Below are 17,308 nucleotides of genomic sequence, written 5' to 3'. Positions count from 1 at the left end.
GGCTTATTCGACCGTGACGGACTTGGCGAGGTTGCGCGGCTGGTCGACGTCGAGGCCCTTGGCAATGGCCAACTCCATCGCGAACATCTGCAGCGGCACCACAGCCAGCAGCGGTTCGAACAGGGGGGCCGCGAGCGGAATGTGAATGACGGTGTCGGCAAACGGCAGCACGGCGGCGTCGCCGACCTCGGCGATGGCGATGATGCGGGCACCGCGGGCACGGATCTCCTGGATGTTGGAGACGACCTTCGGGTGCAGGTGGGCGGAGCCGCGCGGGCTCGGTACCACCACGAACACCGGCTGGCCGGGTTCGATCAGCGCGATCGGGCCGTGCTTGAGTTCTCCGGCGGCGAAGCCTTCGGCGTGGATGTAGGCGAGTTCCTTGAGCTTGAGCGCACCCTCGAGCGCGATCGGGAACCCGACGTGACGGCCGAGGAACAGCACAGCGCGGGTGTCGCTCATCCAGCGGGCCAGCTGACGCACCTCGTCTTCGACGCCGAGAACGGCCTGGATCTTCTCCGGAATGGCCTGCAGTTCGGCGACCTGCACGGCCTGTTCGGCCTCGGTGAGGCTGCCGCGCACGCGGGCGAGGTGCAGGGCGAACAGGTAGAGCGCGGTGATCTGGGCGACGAAGGCCTTGGTCGAGGCCACTGCGACCTCGGGGCCGGCGTGCGTGTAGATGACGGCGTCGCTCTCACGCGGGATGGTCGCACCTTGCGTGTTGCAGATGGAGATGGCCTTGGCACCGAGCGACATGGCGTACTTGACGGCCATGAGCGTGTCCATGGTCTCGCCGGACTGGCTGATCGAGATCACCAGGGTATCGGCGCTGAGCACCGGGTCGCGGTAGCGGAACTCGTGGCTCAGTTCAACGTCCACCGGCACCTGCGCCCACTTTTCAATGGCGTACTTGGCGGTCTGGCCGGCATACGCGGCCGTGCCGCAGGCGACGATGACGATACGACGGATGCCCGCGAGCACGTCATCGCCGAACGCGGTCAGTTCGGGAACGACGACCTGGTCGTCATCGATGCGGCCGCGCAGGGTGTTGGCGACGGCGTCCGGCTGCTCGGAGACTTCCTTGGCCATGAAGCTGGACCAGCCGCCCTTTTCGCTGGCGGAGGCATCCCAGGCGATGTCGAACTCTTCCGTCTCGACGGGGTGACCGTCGAAGTCGGTGACGGTGACGGCATCCGCTGTGATCGTGACGATCTGGTCCTGGCCGATGGCGACGGCGCGGCGGGTGTATTCGACGAACGCGGCCACGTCGGAGCCGAGAAAGTTCTCGCCCTCGCCGAGGCCGATGACGAGCGGGGAGTTTCGGCGGGCACCGACGACGACGCCGGGCTGGTCCTGGTGCACGGCGAGCAGCGTGAAGGCACCGTCGAGACGGGCGACGATGATGCGGAAGGCTTCGGCCAGGTCGCCGACGCGCTGGTATTCGCGGCCGAGCAGCACCGCGGCGACCTCGGTGTCGGTCTCACTCAGAAAGGTGTATCCCTCATTGAGTAGTTCCTCGCGCAGGGGGGCGAAGTTCTCGATGATGCCGTTGTGGATGAGGGCGAGCTTGTTGTTGTCGCCGAGGTGCGGGTGCGCGTTTTCGTCGTTGGGTCCGCCGTGGGTGGCCCAGCGGGTGTGACCGATTCCGGTCGTGCCGTCGTTGATGGGGTGAGCCTTCAGGTCATTGGTGAGGGCCGACAGCTTGCCGGCCTTCTTGGCGGTGTTGAGTACACCGAACTCATCGATGACGGCTATTCCCGCGGAGTCGTACCCACGGTATTCGAGCCGTCCGAGCCCGCCCATGAGAACGTCAACGGTTTTATTGCTTCCGACATAACCTACGATTCCGCACATGGAAGTCGATTTTAGTCGGACTAAGCTTGGGGGAATGTCCGATCCGGTGCTGGCCCCTGTATTGAACGGTCACGGTACCCCTTTTGTGGAGCTCGACCGGGCCGATTGGGCGGCCCTCGCGCCGACCACTCTGCTGCCGCTGAAAGAAACCGAGATCGTGCAATTGCGCGGCATCGGCGAGCCGCTCGACATCAACGAGGTGACGGATGTCTACCTGCCGCTGAGCCGCCTGCTCAACCTCTACGCGGCCAATGCCCGCACACTGCACCGCGCGACCAGTGGATTCCTGGGCGAACGCGCCCGCCCGACCCCGTTCGTGATCGGTGTGGCCGGCTCCGTCGCGGTCGGTAAATCCACGACCGCCCGATTGCTGCGGAAGATGCTCGCCCGCTGGGACGACACCCCCCGGGTGGAACTGGTCACGACCGACGGGTTTTTGTTTCCGAACGCCGAGCTGAACCGCCGCGGGCTGATGGAACGCAAGGGTTTTCCGGAGTCCTACGACCGACGGGCCCTGCTGCGCTTTGTGAGCGCGGTAAAGAGCGGCGCCCCCGAGGTGCGCTCACCGTTCTACTCGCACCTCAGCTACGACATCGTGCCCGACGCGCAGATTGTGGTGCGCCAGCCCGACATTCTCATTGTCGAGGGTCTCAACGTGTTGCAGCCGCCCGGCCCTGGGCACGGCCTCTCGGTCAGTGACCTGTTCGACTTCACCATCTACGTGGATGCCCGCACGCAGGACATTGCCCGCTGGTACGAGGAGCGTTTTCTCAAGCTGCAACGCGGCGCGTTCGCCAACCCCAACTCGTTCTTTCACCGTTACGCCGACCTCACCGAAGATGAGGCTCGCGGCAAGGCGCGCAGCATCTGGACCAGCATCAACCAGCCCAACCTGCTGCAGAATATTCGCCCCACCCGGTCGCGGGCGACCCTGGTGCTGCGCAAGGACCCCACGCACGCGGTCTCCACGGTGCTCCTGCGCAAGGTCTGACCCGTCCTGACACGGACGGGGCCCGGGCCCGAGCCGTGGGCCCAGTTTATAAACTGGTCCCGGGGACGGGGCCTGGGCCCCGTCCCCGGGACGGACTAGAGGGCCAGGCGCTCGCGGACCACGTCGGCCAGGGAGTGCGCCAGGCGGTCGGCGGTGTGCTGGTCGGCGGCTTCCACCATGACCCGCACCATCGGCTCGGTGCCCGAGGGGCGCAGCAGCACGCGACCGGTGTCGCCGAGTTCGGCTTCAGCGGCGAGCACGGCCTCGGCGATGACGTCGTCGGCGCCGAGACCCTTGTGGTTGACTCCGCGCACGTTGACCAGAATCTGCGGGTACACCGTCATAACGGATGCCAGTTCGGCCAAGGTTTTACCGGTGCGCGCCATTTCGGCCACGAGGTGCAGCCCGGTGAGGATGCCGTCACCGGTAGTGGCGAACTTGGTCATGATGACGTGACCGCTCTGCTCGCCGCCGAGGGAATACCCGTGGGCGTTGAGTTCTTCGAGCACGTACCGGTCGCCGACCTTGGTCTGCACCATGGCGATGTCGTTGGCCGCCATCGCCTTGCGCAGGCCGAGGTTGCTCATGACGGTCGCGACCAGCGTGCGGTCTTTCAGCACACCGCGTTCGGCCATCGACACGGCGAGAATAGCCATGATCTGGTCGCCGTCGACGATGTTGCCATCCTTGTCCACGGCCAGGCAACGGTCGGCGTCGCCGTCGTGGGCGATGCCGACGTCAGCGCCGTGCTCGAGTACGGCTTTGGCGAGGTTGTCGAGGTGGGTGGAGCCCACACCGTCGTTGATATTGAGGCCGTCGGGGTCGGCGCCGATCACCGTGAGGCGAGCACCGGCATCCGTGAACACCTGCGGTGACACACCGGCGGCGGCGCCGTGCGCGCAGTCGAGCACGACGTGGATGCCGTCGAGGCGGTGCGGCAGGGTGGTGAGCAGGTGCACCACGTAGCGGTCTTCGGCGTCGGCAAAGCGACGAATGCGTCCAACGTCGCCGGCGATCGGCATCAGGGTGTCGCGACCGATGTAGCTCTCGATGCGGTCCTCGACGTCGTCGGGAAGTTTGGTTCCGCCATAGGCGAAGATCTTGATGCCGTTATCGGGGGCCGCGTTGTGTGAGGCAGAAATCATCACACCGAAGTCGGCCCCGATGTCGTTGATCAGAAAGGCTGCAGCTGGCGTGGGGATGACCCCGGCGTCGAGAACGTCGACACCGCTGGAGGCCAAGCCGGCCGAGACGGCGGCGTTCAGGAATTCACCGGAGATTCGCGGGTCGCGGGCGACCACGGCGACGGGCCGGCGGCCCGCTTCAAGACGTGCTTGGGCACGACGTCCCTTGGTCAGCACTGCGGCGCTGGCCTGGGCAAGGCTCAGGGCCAGGCCAGCCGTGAGATCACGGTTGGCCAGGCCCCGAACGCCGTCCGTGCCGAACAGACGAGTCATTTCGTCGTCGGCTATCGGGTTAGCGCTTGCTGAACTGAGGTGCCTTACGGGCCTTCTTGAGTCCGGCCTTCTTACGCTCCTTGACTCGAGCGTCGCGGCTGAGGAAACCGTTCTTCTTGAGGATGGCACGGTTGTTCTCTTCGTCGATCAGGTTCAAGCAGCGTGCGATGCCGAGGCGAAGCGCGCCGGCCTGGCCGGACGGGCCACCACCGGTGATGCGGGCGATGACATCGTACGAGCCGAGCAGGTCGAGAACCTTGAACGGGTCGTTGATGAGCTGCTGGTGCAGCTTGTTCGGGAAGTAGTCAGCGAACTCGCGGCCGTTGACAACGATCGTGCCGGAGCCGGGAACGATGCGCACGCGGGCGATGGCCTGCTTGCGACGGCCGACGGCTGCGCCGGGAACGTTGAGGACGGCGCGGGGCGCCTTGGTTACGGTTTCGGCCGGAGTCTCGGTGGAGTAGCTCTCCGGAGCCTGGTCAATCTGGTCTGCGATCTTCGCCACGATGATGGGAATCCTTTTTATCTAAGAGTCGAGAAGTCTGGTTGCCGGCGCTACTGCGCGACCTGGCTGAGGGTGTACGGCTTGGGCTGCTGAGCGGAGTGCGGGTGCTCAGGGCCGGCGTAAACCTTCAGCTTGGTGAGCTGGGCGCGGCCGAGCGAGTTCTTCGGCAGCATGCCGCGGATCGCTTTTTCAACCGCACGGGTCGGGTGCTTCTCGAGCATCTCGGAGTAGTTGGTCGCCGTGAGGCCGCCCGGGTAACCGGAGTGGCGGTAGGCGATCTTCAGGTCGAGCTTCTTGCCGGTCAGGGCAACCTTCTCGGCGTTGACGATGATGACGAAGTCGCCACCGTCCATGTGCGGGGAGAAGGTGGCCTTGTGCTTGCCGCGCAGCAGGATTGCCGCGTGGCTGGCCAGACGTCCGAGGACGATATCGGTGGCATCGATGACAACCCAGTCGTGCTGGAGTTCGCTTGCCTTGGGGGTGTAAGTGCGCGTCACTGTTGTGCTGCTTTCTTCTTTTTCGAACGGAGGTGTTCGTGAATCCCGCTCCGGGCGTGTTCTAAAGGAGAACACTGTCGATGGAGGGCTCACGTTCGGGTGCCGCGCTGCAACGCACAGACACCAAGGGTCAACACTAGTCGGAGGCGACCGCGGACGCAACTTGCCCAGGAAGCGAGCGCCGGTTGCGCGTGTCGATGGCGCGCTGCGCCAGGGACGCGTCGTCGGGGTAGCCGACGTCGATCAGGGTGAGGCCGTGCGCCTGCATCACCTTGAACTCGCTGATGCGGTGCTTGTCGAAGTGCAGGTGCGCGAGAGTGCTGCCGTCGAGGCGCCCCTCCCCCACGGCCACGCAGGCGCCGACCATGGCGCGCACCATGCTGTGGCAGAAGGCATCCGCTTTGATCGTGGCGATGATCAGGCCGTCGTCATCGCGCGACCAGCTAAAGTCCTGCACGGTTCGGATGGTCGTCGCTCCGGGGCGCGGCTTGCAGTAGGCGGCGAAGTCGTGCAGGCCCACCAGCGTCGCGGCTGCGGCGTCCATAGCCGCGAGGTCGAGTTTAAACGGATGCCACGTGGTGCGCAGCCGCTGCTGCGGGTCGCGTAGGGCGAGGGGGTCGCTGATGCGGTATTCGTAACGGCGCCACATGGCCGAGAACCGGGCATCGAAGCCGCCGGGCACGACCGTGGCGCGGCGCAGCACGATGTCGGGCTTGGTCACCAGGATGCCGCCGAGGCGGCGCAGCACGGCAGTGCCGAGGTCGACCGGCGGGCGGTTTCCGGTACCGCGCTGGATGCGCACCAGGGAGTGCGCCTGCTCGGCGGTGAGGTCGAAGTGGGCGACCTGCCCGCGGGCGTGCACCCCGGCATCCGTTCGGCCGGCGACGATCAGGGTGGGGTGCGGGGGAAAGCTCTGCAGAATGCCGGCAAGGCCGTTTTCAATGTCGGCCTGAACGGTTCGAAAGCCCGGTTGGCGGGCCCAACCGGTAAAATCAGTGCCATCGTAGGAGAGGTCAAGACGGATGCGCGTGGAGCCGAGCGCAGCGTTCACGGCGCGGGGCACAAAAAGATTCACGAGGGTAAGCCTAGGCGGCGCGCTCGGGTTATCGTTGAAACCGGCCCATGGTCCACCCCCATAATGAGTGCCAAAGAAACCCTGTGTTGCCCATGACTCGTTCCCCGCGTTTGTTCCCATTCACCGGGAGAACTCGGCCAGCGACCGCCGCACTCGGGCGGGTCAACACTCCCCTGCTGGGGCCGACGAACGCCCCGCGCAGCTCTCGCCTGGCCGGCCTCGACGGCCTGCGCGCGCTCGCCGTCATTGCCGTCGCGCTCTACCATTTCTTTCCGGCGATGCTGCCCGGCGGTTTCATCGGCGTTGACGTTTTCTTCGTGATCAGTGGTTTTCTGATCACCGGACTGTTGGTCTCCGAGCACACCCGCACCGGGCGCATCTCGCTCCACCGGTTCTGGCAACGCCGCGCCCGCCGGCTGGTGCCCCCGCTCATTCCGGTCGTGCTGATCAGCTGCACCATCGCCTTCGTGATCGGCGGCGACGTGCTGGTCGGGCTCGGCGCGCAACTCGTCGGGGCCAGCACCTTCGGCTACAACTGGGTGTCGATCGCCAATGATGCGAGCTATTTCAGCGTCAACGAACCCGAACTGCTGCGCAACCTGTGGTCGCTCGCAGTGGAAGAACAGTTCTACCTGGTCTGGCCGCTGCTCCTGCTGGGCGTTCTGCTGATTCGCCGGCCGCGCGTTCGGCTGGCCATCGTCACCACGCTGTTCATCGCCTCGGCCCTGTGGATGGGCGTGCTGTACCAGCCCGGAGCGGACCCGACCCGGGTGTACTACGGCTCCGACACCCACAGTTTTGGCCTGTTCGCGGGCGCCGCCCTGGCCCTGCTGCTCCGTCGACCCAGCGGACAACGCAACGAAGTGCCCCGACTGCGTCCGTGGCTCGGCGGGGCTGCCATCCTTACGATCATCGCCTTCGCACTCTGGCTGCAGGAAGACGGCACCGCCACCTACCGCGGAGGCCTCGTCGCAGTCTCCGTCGCCACAGCCGTCGCCATCTGGGCGGGAGTGCGCGGCGGCCGGTTCGGGCGTCTGCTCGACGCGGCCCCGCTCCGCTACCTCGGAGAGCGCTCCTACGGCATCTACCTGTGGCACTGGCCGATCCTCGTACTGGTGCAGCTGCTCTGGCCGGCATCGTCCCGCGCGAGCAGCCTGCTGCCGATCGGCCTCGTTGCCACGGTCATCACCCTGGTCTTCGCCGCAGTGTCGTACCGCTGGCTGGAAGTGCCGATCCGGCAGGTCGGCGTGCGCGGCAGCATCCGTCAGATCGGTGCGCTGTGGACCGGACCCACCCGTCGCCGCCGCCTGATCGCGGCGACGGCCGCCCTGTCGCTGCTGCTGGTCGGCGGCACCACCGCCGCCGTCGTGGCCGCGCCGGCGCAGACCTCGGCGCAACTCCGCATCGAACGGGGCCAACGGGCAATGGATGCCGCGGCCCGGGCCGCCGCGCAGGCTGCGGCCTCCGAGGCTGCCCGCCAGGCCACCGCGACCCCAGCCCTGGTCGACGGACCGATCACCGCGATCGGCGACTCCGTCATGCTCGCCTCGGCTCCGGAGCTGCAGGCAACCTTCGCGGGCATGACCGTTGACGCGTCGGTCTCCCGCGGGATGTATTCCGCAGATGACATATTGCTGGCGCTCGAGGCGGCGGGCCAGTTGCAGCCGGTTGTGGTGATCGGGCTCGGCACCAACGGGCCGATCACGACCAGCGAACTCACCGAGATTCTGCGCATTCTCGGGCCCGACCGGCAGCTCGTGCTCGTGAACGCCTACGCCGAACGGGATTGGACCGACGGCGTCAACGCCAGGCTCGCCGAGTTCGCTTCGGGCAATCGCCGGGTCGAACTCGCGAACTGGCACGACGTGATCGCGGGGCGACTCGACCTGCTGGCCGGCGATCACGTGCACCCGGGGCCGACCGGCGGCCAGCTCTACGCCGACGAGGTGCACGCCGCGGTTCAGCGTCTGGCGGCGGTGCCGCCGCTGCCGGACACCAGCTGGTTGATGCGTGATTCCGACGCGCCAAGTTCGCCGCCCTACCGCTGACACTTCAGAACTCGAGCACGTAGGCGAGCTCCCGGTTGGTGGCGAAGAAGCCCATGCCCGTATACAGGTCGAGCGCGCCGGTCGGGCTCGCCGAGTCCACGTCGAGGGTGGCCCGCTCATGCCCGGCGGCCCGGCTGGCGGCCAGCTGCGCGGCCAACAGGGCCTGCGCGATGTGGCGGCCGCGCCATCCGCTCAGCACGCCGACCAGTCCGATGTAGCTGCTGCGGTAGCCGGCCGCCGCCCAGTCGTCTTCGTTCACGCTCGACATGACAAAGCCGACGACGTGTTCACTGCCGTCGGGCTCGGTCGCGAACGCGACGAACGAAAGGTCGTTGGTGAACGACGGCCCGGTGACGTAGGCGTTCCAGCTCTCGTCGGGAATGGGCTGGCTCGACCAGTGATCCATGAAGGCGGCATCACGCGCGGCGTGCACGGCCGCCGACAGCTCGGGCGTATACCCGGCCACGCGGATGCCCGCGCCCACCGTGACCTCGCGGATCGGGTCGGCGAGCAGGCGGTCGAGGGTGAGAAAGTAGCGCGTGCAGGCCAGACCGAACCGTGCGTAGAGGCGCCCGTTCTGGGGTGCACGCTCGTCAGAGAACGTGGAGATCCAGCCTGGGAGCATCTTGCCAGAGGTGGCCAGTTGCTGGTGGGCGCGGGCGACCTGCCAGCCCAGCAGTTCACGGCCGATGCCCCGGCCGCGCAGCGCGGGCAGTACCCCGCCGCTCAGGTTGGCTTTCACCAGGGTTTCCTGCCCGGGCTGCAGCACGACCAGGCCGTCGGCGACGACGTGACCGTCGGCGTCGAGAGCGACGAGGGTGTCGGTCGCCGGGTCGACGAACGAGAAGTCGAAGATCTCGGCGATCTGATCCCGCTCCAGCACATAGTTGGGGTGGTCGGCCCGGCCGATTGCCTTCTCCAGCTCCCAGATGGCGTCGATATCGTCGGACGTCGCCGGGCGCCACAGTGCGACCTCGGCATGCTCAGGAACGGGCAGCTGCGCGGGAGCGGTCACGCGCGCAGAGAGTGGAGTCGTGTGATCGGTCATGCTTCACCCTATCCGCGCCGTCCCGAACGGGGCGAGACTCAGAACTCGAGCGTGTACGCCATCTTCTTGTGGGTGGGCACGAAACCCATGCCGGTATACAGGCCGAGGGCACCGGTGGGGCTGGCAGAGTCCACCGCGAGGGTCACTCGTTCGTGGCCGAGTGCCTGCCCGGCAGCCAGCTGGGCGGCCAGGAGGGATTGCGCGATGTGGCGGCCGCGCCATCCGCTCAAGACGCCGACCAGGTCGATATAGCTGCCGGTGAACCCCTGCATGGCCCAGATATTCTCATTCGCTGTCGAGAGCACGAAGCCGACGACCTGCTCGGTGCCGGCCGCGTCGGTGCCGTAAGCCACGAATGACAGGTCGGGGCGAAACCATTTTCCGCCCACGAAGGCATTCCAGTTTTCGTCACTCATCGGCTGGCTGCCCCAGTGGTCCATGAAGGAGTCATCTCGGGTGCGGTGCACCTCGGCCGAGACCGCCGCGGTATACGCGGCGACACGGATGCCGGCGGCCGGGTCGATCACGCGCACCGACGCATCCAATGGGCGTTCGAGGGTGAGAAAATAGCGCGCGAGGCTGAGGCCGGCGTGCTCGAACAGGGCGGCGTTCTGCGGGGAACGTTCGTCGGCGTAGCTGAGGATCCAGCCGGGCAGCGTCGTGGTCGAGCTCGCTAGCTGCTGTTTCGCCCGGCCGAGCTGCCACGCCAGCAGCTGGCGGCCGATGCCCCGGCCGCGCAGTCGGGGGTGTACGCCGCCGATCGGCATCGAGCGCACGAGGCTGACCTGGCGGGGCGGGAACATGACCATGCCGACCGCAAGGATGCTGCCGGCGGCGTCGATGCCCACGAGCGAATCGAGCTCCGCATGAAAGTGGGAGTAGCCGAAGTCGGCGGCGATCGCACCGCGAGCCGTGAGGTAGTTGGGGTGGTCGACTTCGCCCATGGCCCGGCGCAGCTGCCAGATGCCGTCGATGTCGGCGGTGGTGGCGGGCCGCCACGCCGCAACATCCGGGTGCTGCGGAAGAACCGGAGCCGGGGCGACCCCCACGCGTTCGGCCAACGAAGTCTCGTGTAGATCCATCCCCCAACCCTATCTTTCGTCGAGAGCGCAAAAAGTGCCCGATTGAGCGATCCAATCGGGCACTTTTTGCGCTCTCGCGAGCGGGGGGTGATACTACTTCTTGTCGGCCTCTGCTGCAGCGTCTTCGACGGCTGCATCTTCGACGACAACATCGTCAGCGACGACGTCCTCGACTACGACGTCCTCGACTACGACGTCCTCGGACCCGATGGGGGTCGCGGCAACGGTCGCGGTCTTGGAGCGCATAACCTTGGGGGTCAGGGGCTCGAGAACGAGCTCCATCTGCACCATGGACGCGTTGTCACCCTTGCGGAAACCGAGCTTTGTGATGCGGGTGTAACCGCCCTGGCGCTCGTTGACCTGCGGGGCGATGACCGTGAACAGCTCGTGCACGACGGACTTGTCGGTGATCGTCGCGAGGACGCGACGACGGGCGTGCAGGTCGCCGCGCTTGGCGAACTGCACCATGCGCTCGGCGAGCGGACGCAGGCGCTTGGCACGGGTCTCGGTCGTCTTGATCGACTTGTGGGTGAACAGGGCCGCGGCCAGGTTCGCAAGCATGAGGCGCTCGTGCGCCGGGCCGCCACCGAGACGGGGGCCCTTTGTGGGCTTAGGCATGGGTAATCTCCAGTATCAAAAAATCGAAAGGCAGCGTTGAAGCGCGAGCCTTAGTTGGTCTCTTCTTCGTAGCCGCTGTAGAAGTGCGCGCCGTCGAATCCGGGAACCGAATCCTTCAGGGACAGGCCGAGCTCAACGAGCTTGTCCTTCACTTCGTCAACCGACTTCTGCCCGAAGTTGCGGATGTTCATCAGCTGGGTCTCCGACAGGGCGACCAGTTCGCTGACGTTGTTGATGCCTTCGCGCTTGAGGCAGTTGTACGAGCGCACCGACAGGTCGAGGTCTTCGATCGGAATCGAAAGCTCGGTCGAGAGCACGGCGTCAACCGGCGCGGGGCCGATCTCGATGCCCTCGGCGGCGGTGTTGAGCTCGCGGGCCAGACCGAACAGCTCAGTCAGGGTGCGGCCAGAGGATGCGATGGCGTCGCGCGGCGAGATGGCCGACTTGGTCTCCACGTCAACGACGAGGCGGTCGAAGTCAGTGCGCTCTCCGGCACGAGTTGCCTCGACGCGGTAGGTCACCTTGAGCACGGGCGAGTAGATCGAGTCGACCGGAATCTGGCCGGCTTCGGAGAACTCGTTGCGGTTCTGGGTGCTGGAGACGTAACCACGTCCACGCTCAATGGTCAGTTCGAGTTCGAACTTCGCCTTGTCGTTGAGGGTTGCGATGACCAGTTCGGGGTTGTGCACCTCGACGCCGGCGGGAGCCGAAATGTCAGCGGCGGTGACCTGGCCGGCACCCTGCTTGCGCAGGTACGCGGTGATCGGCTCGTCGTGCTCGCTCGAGACGACAAGTCCCTTGATGTTCAGGATGATCTCAGTGACATCTTCCTTCACCCCGGGAACGGTGCTGAACTCGTGCAGCACGCCATCGATACGGATGCTGGTTACAGCAGCGCCCGGGATCGAGGAGAGCAGGGTACGGCGAAGCGAGTTGCCGAGGGTGTAGCCGAAGCCAGGTTCGAGCGGCTCAATAATGAACCGTGAACGGAACTCCGAGATGTTCTCTTCGGTGAGCGTTGGACGCTGTGCAATAAGCACTGTTGATTCCTTTCGGCTAAGTGTCCGCTATATGACACTTGCAATGACGAGAGAGTGAAAAGTTGAAAGAAAAGAGTCCCGACGAGGCTCGGCAGCAACGAAGTGCCGAGCCCGTCGAGATACAGCGAGTGCTTTAGACGCGGCGGCGCTTCGGCGGACGGCATCCGTTGTGAGCCTGGGGCGTCACGTCGTTGATCGAACCGACCTCGAGGCCAGCGGCCTGCAGTGAACGGATCGCGGTCTCGCGGCCTGAGCCGGGTCCCTTGACGAACACGTCAACCTTCTTCATGCCGTGTTCCTGCGCCTGGCGGGCGGCCGACTCGGCGGCCAGCTGTGCGGCGAAGGGGGTCGACTTGCGCGAACCCTTGAAACCAACCTGGCCCGACGAGGCCCAGCTGATGACGGCACCGGTCGTGTCGGTGATCGACACGATCGTGTTGTTGAAGGTGCTCTTGATGTGGGCCTGGCCCACAGCAATGTTCTTCTTTTCTTTCTTACGCGGCTTCCGTACGGCCGACTTGGGTTGTGCCATGAATTTCTCCTGAATCCTAAAGGCGTTAGCGGGCTAGGCCGAGGGCCTAGCGCGCCTTCTTCTTGCCGGCTACGGTGCGCTTCGGGCCCTTGCGGGTGCGAGCGTTGGTCTTGGTGCGCTGTCCGCGAACGGGCAGGCCCTTGCGGTGGCGAATGCCCTCGTAGCTGCCAATTTCAACCTTGCGGCGGATGTCAGCGGCAACCTCACGGCGGAGGTCACCCTCAACCTTGAAGGAACCCTCGACGTAGTCGCGGAGAAGGACGAGCTGGTCGTCGCTCAAATCCTTGACGCGGATGTTTCCGTCGATTCCAGTGTCGGCGAGGGTCTTGAGGGCCCTCGTACGGCCAACACCGTAAATGTAAGTCAATGCAACTTCCACGCGCTTATCGCGCGGGATGTCGACGCCGGCTAGACGTGCCATTGTGTCTCCTGTTAGTGATGGAGGTCTGTAACAGCTCCTGTACACCGGCCTCCAACCGATGGTGTCACCCTCACGGGCTCCCGGAACTGCTAGTAAATATTCAGTTATTCAGGTAAATCTCGAAGGGAGACTTAACCCTGGCGCTGCTTGTGACGCGGGTTCTCGCAGATGACCATCACGTTGCCGTTACGGCGGATGACCTTGCACTTGTCACAGATCTTTTTGACGCTGGGCTTGACCTTCATGGTGATTCCTTGTTTTTCGCTGTCTTCGTACCCGCGGGATGCCGAGGGCCGTTACTTACAGCAGTCGTTACTTGTAGCGGTAGACGATCCGGCCGCGGGTCAGGTCGTACGGGCTGAGTTCTACGATCACGCGGTCCTCCGGGAGGATGCGGATGTAGTGCTGGCGCATCTTGCCCGAGATGTGGGCAAGAACTCGGTGGCCGTTTGACAGCTCAACGCGAAACATCGCGTTGGGCAGAGCTTCGACTACTGCGCCCTCGATTTCGATGACACCGTCTTTTTTGGCCATACCCTCACTGTCGCTCTGTATTGATTGCTGGTCATGCGGGATTGATGCCTGACACGCCACAAAAGACGACACCAGACACCAAGGATCAATCCTATGGTATGAGATTGCCTTTTGGCAATTCAGTCCTATAATCTCCCGCGCACCAGCGTCCCCGACTCGGCGGAAGCAGGTATGGCCGCAGGAGTCAGGGGCGCCGGTGGGCGCGGCTCGGGTTCTGGTTCAGCGGCTCACCCGCTGGGCTGCGGCGATGTCCCGGGTGACCGCGTCAAACAGTGGATGCCCCGGCGCCAGCCCGCAGACCACCTCCGCAATCCGAGGCGCAGCTTTCCCGGCCAGCAGGCGCTGAAGCTCGGCGGTCTGCGAATCGCCGGGTACGTCGAAGCGGAAAGCCGCGCGAATCGCCTCCAGCAGGGACACCGCGCTGCCGCCGCCTTCGGCGAGCTCCGCCGCCGGCCCGATGAACCGCTCAGACCGGCTGAGTGCGCGCATCGGCTCTCGCCCGGCCCTGCACGACCGTCCAGCCGGTGCGGCGACTCATTGACGGAACGGCGTCTGACGACCCGGTCGGGCTCGACCTCTAAGCCCCGCCGGCCGATCTCCCGCCGGAACTGGCGAGCACCCTCGCCGACCGAGCCGACGGCCACTTGATGGACCAGTAGCTACGCGATCAGCCAGCTACGGAATTGGGACGGGAACGATTCCGAACTGGGCGAGGCCGGAAGCTCCGCCGTCCTCGGCGGTGAGCACCCAGATGCCGTCCTTGTGCACGGCGACGCTGTGCTCCCAGTGCGCTGCGGCCTTGCCGTCGCTCGTGGCGACGGTCCAGTCGTCGTCGCGGGTGTAGGTGTCGATCGAGCCGAGCACGACCATCGGCTCAATGGCTACCACGAGGCCCGGCTTCACATCCGGGCCCTTCTGGCGCACGCGGTAGTTGAACACCGGCGGGGCTTCGTGCATGGAACGGCCGATGCCGTGGCCGACATAGTCGGTGAGGATGCCGTAGGTGCCCTGCGACTCGATGTAGTCCTCGATGGCGTCGCCGACCTCGTTCAGGTGGCGCGCGGTGTGCAGTCGGGCGATACCGTGCCAGAGCGACTGCTCGGTCACGTCGGAGAGCTTCTGGCGTTCGGCCACGAGCTCGGGGCGCGACTCGTCGGGGAGCACGAAGCTGAACGCAGCGTCACCGTTCCAGCCTTCGATGATCGCTCCGCTGTCGATCGAGACGATATCGCCGGCGCCGAGGCGACGTGCAGACGGGATCCCGTGCACGACGTCGTCGTTCACCGAGGCGCACACAGTGTGGTGGTAGCCCTGTTCGAGTTTGAAGTTCGGCTTACCGCCGAGCAGGGCGATGGCGGCCTCAGCAGCGGCATCAAGCTCGAGCGTGGTCGCGCCGATGACCATGGCCGCGCGGGCAGCTTTGAGCGATGCCGCGGTGGCCAGACCCGGTGCCACCATGAGGCGCAGCTGGGCTGGGTTCTTGTAGATGGAACGTCGAAGACTCACTGATTTCCTACAAACTAGCTCCGAGAACGGGAGCGATTATTCAATTGGTGGTGCACATGATGATGGGCCGGGCCTTTCGGCCCAGCCCCAAACTGTTGCTAGAGAGTGCTGCTGCCCTGGAGCAGGCCGCGTTCGGCCAGCGCAGCGAGAATGCGGTCGGTGACCACTTCAACGGCACCGAGGCCGTCGATGGTGACGACGAGGCCGCGGGCGCTGTACACATCGATGAGCGGAGCGGTCTGCTCAGCGTAGACGTCAAGACGGTGACGGATGACCTCGGCAGTGTCGTCCGCGCGGCCCTGCTCGGCTGCGCGCTTCAGCAGTCGGGCGACAACCTCGTCGGTGTCGGCGGTGATCAGAACGACCACGTCGAGCTGGGTGCCGCCAGCAACGAGCAGGCGGTCGAGCTCAACGACCTGATCGGTTGTGCGCGGGTAGCCGTCCAGCAGAAAACCGTTGGTGGCATCCGATTCTTTCAGACGGTCAGCGACGATCGCGTTGGTGAGGGTGTCCGGCACGTAGGCGCCGGCATCCATGAACGACTTGACCTCGAGCCCCAGCGGGGTGTTGTTGGTCACGTTGTAGCGAAAGATGTCACCGGTGGAAATAGCGGGAACGTCGAAGGCGAGCGCCAGACGCTCCGCCTGGGTGCCTTTGCCCGCGCCGGGCGGGCCGATCAGTAGTAAGCGCGTCATTTAAGAAGCCCCTCATAGTGTCGCTGTTGCAGTTGCGAGTCGATCTGCTTGACCGTCTCGAGCCCCACGCCGACGACGATGAGAATGCTCGCGCCGCCGAACGGAAAGTTCTGGTCGGCGCCGATAACCGAGAACGCGATCAACGGGATGAGCGCGATCAGGCCCAGATAGATCGAGCCGGGGAGCGTGATTCGGGTCAGCACGAAGTCGAGGTACTCGGCGGTCGGGCGGCCGGCGCGAATGCCGGGAATGAACCCGCCGTACTTCTTCATGTTGTCGGCGACTTCTTCGGGGTTGAACGTGATGGCCACGTAGAAGTAGGTGAAGCCGATGATGAGCAGGAAGTACATGGCCATATACAGCGGCTGGTCGCCGCCGGTGAGGTTCTGCGAAATCCAGACTACCCAGGCCGGCGCTTCGGTTCCGGCGGCCGGCTGGTTGAACTGCGCGAGCAGGGCTGGCAGGTACAGCAGCGAGGAGGCAAAGATCACGGGGATCACACCGGCCATGTTGACCTTGATCGGAATGTAGGTGTTGTTGCCGCCGTAGGTGCGTCGGCCGACCATGCGCTTGGCGTACTGCACTGGTATTCGCCGCTGCGATTGCTCGACGAAAACCACGCCGGCGACCACCAATATTCCGACGATCAGAACGATGATCAGGGTGTCGGGACCCTGCTGCTGACCGATCGAGGCGAGCGAGCCGGGGAACAGGGCGGCAATCGAGATGAAGATCATGAGCGACATGCCGTTGCCGACGCCGCGTTCGGTGACGAGCTCACCCATCCACATGATGACGCCGGTGCCGGCGGTCATCGTGATGACCATGAGCATGATGGCATACCAGGCGTCGTTGGTGATCAGCTGCGTGCACTCGGTGCTGGCGGATGTCCCGAACAGGGCGCCGCTTCGAGCCACCGTGATCAGCGTGGTCGACTGCAGAATACCCAGGGCGATGGTGAGGTAACGCGTGTACTGGGTCAGAGTGCTCTGGCCCGATGCACCCTCTTTATAGAGAGTGTCGAAGTGGGGGATGACCACGCGCAGCAACTGCACGATGATCGAGGCCGTGATGTACGGCATGATGCCGAGCGCAAAGACGCTCAACTGCAGCAGGGCGCCACCACTGAACAGGTTGACGAGCTCGTAGAGGCCGCTCGTGCCCTGGTTGGCTGCGAGACACAGCTGCACATTGCCGAAGTCCACGAACGGGGCCGGTACGAACGAGCCCAGACGGAACAGAGCAATGATGCCCAGGGTGAAGCCGATCTTCTTACGAAGGTCGGGTGTGCGGAAGATCCGCGCAATGGCGCTAAACAAAAAGGCCTCCAGATTTTTACGCAGATCGACAGTGCATGTCGATGTAAAGCGGCAGATCGACTTAAAACGATCGAGCTTGTCGAATC

The 17,308-nt window shown here is 65.1% G+C and carries 19 protein-coding genes; 2 read left to right on the top strand and 17 right to left on the bottom strand.

Features of this window, described 5'->3' with window-relative positions:
* Positions 1–3: 3 nt before the first annotated feature.
* A complete protein-coding gene (glmS, locus tag CXY78_RS11885; RefSeq protein ID WP_104089499.1) occupies positions 4–1,854 on the bottom strand; it encodes a glutamine--fructose-6-phosphate transaminase (isomerizing) in 1,851 nt (616 codons plus the stop codon).
* Between the two features lie 34 nt (positions 1,855–1,888).
* Here glmS and coaA point away from each other — a divergent pair, with 34 nt between their 5' ends.
* Positions 1,889–2,845 (top strand): type I pantothenate kinase, encoded by a 957-nt coding sequence (coaA, locus tag CXY78_RS11880; RefSeq protein WP_092339409.1) that lies wholly within the window; start codon positions 1,889–1,891, stop codon positions 2,843–2,845.
* Positions 2,846–2,940: 95 nt separating this feature from the next.
* Here the strand turns inward: coaA and glmM are convergent, their stop codons facing one another.
* From glmM to truA, 4 genes are all read right to left on the bottom strand, one after another.
* Positions 2,941–4,302, bottom strand: a complete 1,362-nt coding sequence (glmM, locus tag CXY78_RS11875; protein WP_104089497.1) for a phosphoglucosamine mutase — start codon at positions 4,300–4,302, stop codon at positions 2,941–2,943.
* Positions 4,303–4,321: 19 nt separating this feature from the next.
* Positions 4,322–4,807, bottom strand: a complete 486-nt coding sequence (gene rpsI / locus CXY78_RS11870; RefSeq protein WP_092107287.1) for a 30S ribosomal protein S9 — start codon at positions 4,805–4,807, stop codon at positions 4,322–4,324.
* Between the two features lie 50 nt (positions 4,808–4,857).
* Positions 4,858–5,304 (bottom strand): 50S ribosomal protein L13, encoded by a 447-nt coding sequence (rplM, locus tag CXY78_RS11865; RefSeq protein WP_092107284.1) that lies wholly within the window; start codon positions 5,302–5,304, stop codon positions 4,858–4,860.
* A 136-nt stretch (positions 5,305–5,440) separates the two neighbouring features.
* Complete coding sequence (gene truA / locus CXY78_RS11860; RefSeq protein ID WP_233197343.1) at positions 5,441–6,379, bottom strand: tRNA pseudouridine(38-40) synthase TruA; 939 nt, start codon at positions 6,377–6,379, stop codon at positions 5,441–5,443.
* 92 nt (positions 6,380–6,471) lie between these two features.
* Between truA and CXY78_RS11855 the strand changes: the two genes are divergently transcribed.
* Positions 6,472–8,427 carry an acyltransferase family protein gene (locus CXY78_RS11855; RefSeq protein ID WP_158253313.1) on the top strand — a complete coding sequence of 652 codons (1,956 nt, stop codon included), beginning with the start codon at positions 6,472–6,474 and terminating at the stop codon, positions 8,425–8,427.
* A 4-nt stretch (positions 8,428–8,431) separates the two neighbouring features.
* Here the strand turns inward: CXY78_RS11855 and CXY78_RS11850 are convergent, their stop codons facing one another.
* The 12 genes from CXY78_RS11850 to secY form a co-directional block, all read right to left on the bottom strand.
* The gene (locus tag CXY78_RS11850) at positions 8,432–9,475 is read right to left on the bottom strand and encodes a GNAT family N-acetyltransferase (protein ID WP_092339414.1); all 1,044 of its coding nucleotides are present in this window, start codon (positions 9,473–9,475) and stop codon (positions 8,432–8,434) included.
* Between the two features lie 38 nt (positions 9,476–9,513).
* Positions 9,514–10,557 (bottom strand): GNAT family N-acetyltransferase, encoded by a 1,044-nt coding sequence (locus tag CXY78_RS11845; RefSeq protein ID WP_092339416.1) that lies wholly within the window; start codon positions 10,555–10,557, stop codon positions 9,514–9,516.
* 93 nt (positions 10,558–10,650) lie between these two features.
* Positions 10,651–11,175: a 50S ribosomal protein L17 gene (gene rplQ, locus CXY78_RS11840; protein ID WP_104089494.1), complete on the bottom strand. Its 525-nt coding sequence runs from the start codon at positions 11,173–11,175 to the stop codon at positions 10,651–10,653.
* A gap of 50 nt (positions 11,176–11,225) precedes the next feature.
* Positions 11,226–12,215: a DNA-directed RNA polymerase subunit alpha gene (locus tag CXY78_RS11835; protein WP_092339419.1), complete on the bottom strand. Its 990-nt coding sequence runs from the start codon at positions 12,213–12,215 to the stop codon at positions 11,226–11,228.
* A 133-nt stretch (positions 12,216–12,348) separates the two neighbouring features.
* A complete protein-coding gene (gene rpsK / locus CXY78_RS11830) occupies positions 12,349–12,747 on the bottom strand; it encodes a 30S ribosomal protein S11 (RefSeq protein ID WP_035834641.1) in 399 nt (132 codons plus the stop codon).
* Between the two features lie 46 nt (positions 12,748–12,793).
* Positions 12,794–13,168 (bottom strand): 30S ribosomal protein S13, encoded by a 375-nt coding sequence (gene rpsM / locus CXY78_RS11825; RefSeq protein WP_092107268.1) that lies wholly within the window; start codon positions 13,166–13,168, stop codon positions 12,794–12,796.
* Positions 13,169–13,299: 131 nt separating this feature from the next.
* Entirely contained in the window at positions 13,300–13,413 is a 114-nt protein-coding gene (gene rpmJ, locus CXY78_RS11820; RefSeq protein WP_035834639.1) for a 50S ribosomal protein L36, read from the bottom strand.
* 67 nt (positions 13,414–13,480) lie between these two features.
* Positions 13,481–13,702: a translation initiation factor IF-1 gene (gene infA / locus CXY78_RS11815; RefSeq protein ID WP_035834638.1), complete on the bottom strand. Its 222-nt coding sequence runs from the start codon at positions 13,700–13,702 to the stop codon at positions 13,481–13,483.
* A gap of 219 nt (positions 13,703–13,921) precedes the next feature.
* Positions 13,922–14,191, bottom strand: coding sequence for a hypothetical protein (locus tag CXY78_RS11810; RefSeq protein ID WP_104089492.1), 270 nt, complete (start codon positions 14,189–14,191; stop codon positions 13,922–13,924).
* Positions 14,192–14,377: 186 nt separating this feature from the next.
* Positions 14,378–15,160 (bottom strand): type I methionyl aminopeptidase, encoded by a 783-nt coding sequence (gene map / locus CXY78_RS11805; protein ID WP_092339522.1) that lies wholly within the window; start codon positions 15,158–15,160, stop codon positions 14,378–14,380.
* Between the two features lie 146 nt (positions 15,161–15,306).
* Complete coding sequence (locus CXY78_RS11800; RefSeq protein ID WP_104089490.1) at positions 15,307–15,903, bottom strand: adenylate kinase; 597 nt, start codon at positions 15,901–15,903, stop codon at positions 15,307–15,309.
* Positions 15,900–17,222, bottom strand: a complete 1,323-nt coding sequence (secY, locus tag CXY78_RS11795) for a preprotein translocase subunit SecY (protein WP_092339425.1) — start codon at positions 17,220–17,222, stop codon at positions 15,900–15,902. The genes CXY78_RS11800 and secY overlap by 4 nt, the downstream gene beginning before the upstream one ends.
* Between the last annotated feature and the right edge of the window lie 86 nt (positions 17,223–17,308).

It is taken from the genome of Cryobacterium sp. N19 (assembly GCF_002929595.1).
In the GTDB taxonomy this organism is placed as follows: Bacteria; Actinomycetota; Actinomycetes; order Actinomycetales; family Microbacteriaceae; genus Cryobacterium; species Cryobacterium flavum.
Note: the sequence above shows the minus strand (reverse complement) of the source record. Positions and strands in the feature narration are given on the sequence as shown.

Excerpts from the sequence above, each read along its gene's own strand:
- rpsM (WP_092107268.1), bottom strand. The coding sequence starts at position 13,168 with ATGGCACGTCTAGCCGGCGTCGACATCCCGCGCGATAAGCGCGTGGAA.
- coaA (WP_092339409.1), top strand. The coding sequence starts at position 1,889 with ATGTCCGATCCGGTGCTGGCCCCTGTATTGAACGGTCACGGTACCCCT.
- CXY78_RS11850 (WP_092339414.1), bottom strand. The coding sequence starts at position 9,475 with ATGACCGATCACACGACTCCACTCTCTGCGCGCGTGACCGCTCCCGCG.
- CXY78_RS11845 (WP_092339416.1), bottom strand. The coding sequence starts at position 10,557 with ATGGATCTACACGAGACTTCGTTGGCCGAACGCGTGGGGGTCGCCCCG.
- glmS (WP_104089499.1), bottom strand. The coding sequence starts at position 1,854 with ATGTGCGGAATCGTAGGTTATGTCGGAAGCAATAAAACCGTTGACGTT.
- map (WP_092339522.1), bottom strand. The coding sequence starts at position 15,160 with ATGGTGGCACCGGGTCTGGCCACCGCGGCATCGCTCAAAGCTGCCCGC.
- rpsK (WP_035834641.1), bottom strand. The coding sequence starts at position 12,747 with ATGGCACAACCCAAGTCGGCCGTACGGAAGCCGCGTAAGAAAGAAAAG.
- CXY78_RS11800 (WP_104089490.1), bottom strand. The coding sequence starts at position 15,903 with ATGACGCGCTTACTACTGATCGGCCCGCCCGGCGCGGGCAAAGGCACC.
- CXY78_RS11810 (WP_104089492.1), bottom strand. The coding sequence starts at position 14,191 with ATGCGCGCACTCAGCCGGTCTGAGCGGTTCATCGGGCCGGCGGCGGAG.
- rplQ (WP_104089494.1), bottom strand. The coding sequence starts at position 11,175 with ATGCCTAAGCCCACAAAGGGCCCCCGTCTCGGTGGCGGCCCGGCGCAC.
- CXY78_RS11855 (WP_158253313.1), top strand. The coding sequence starts at position 6,472 with ATGACTCGTTCCCCGCGTTTGTTCCCATTCACCGGGAGAACTCGGCCA.
- infA (WP_035834638.1), bottom strand. The coding sequence starts at position 13,702 with ATGGCCAAAAAAGACGGTGTCATCGAAATCGAGGGCGCAGTAGTCGAA.
- rpmJ (WP_035834639.1), bottom strand. The coding sequence starts at position 13,413 with ATGAAGGTCAAGCCCAGCGTCAAAAAGATCTGTGACAAGTGCAAGGTC.
- glmM (WP_104089497.1), bottom strand. The coding sequence starts at position 4,302 with ATGACTCGTCTGTTCGGCACGGACGGCGTTCGGGGCCTGGCCAACCGT.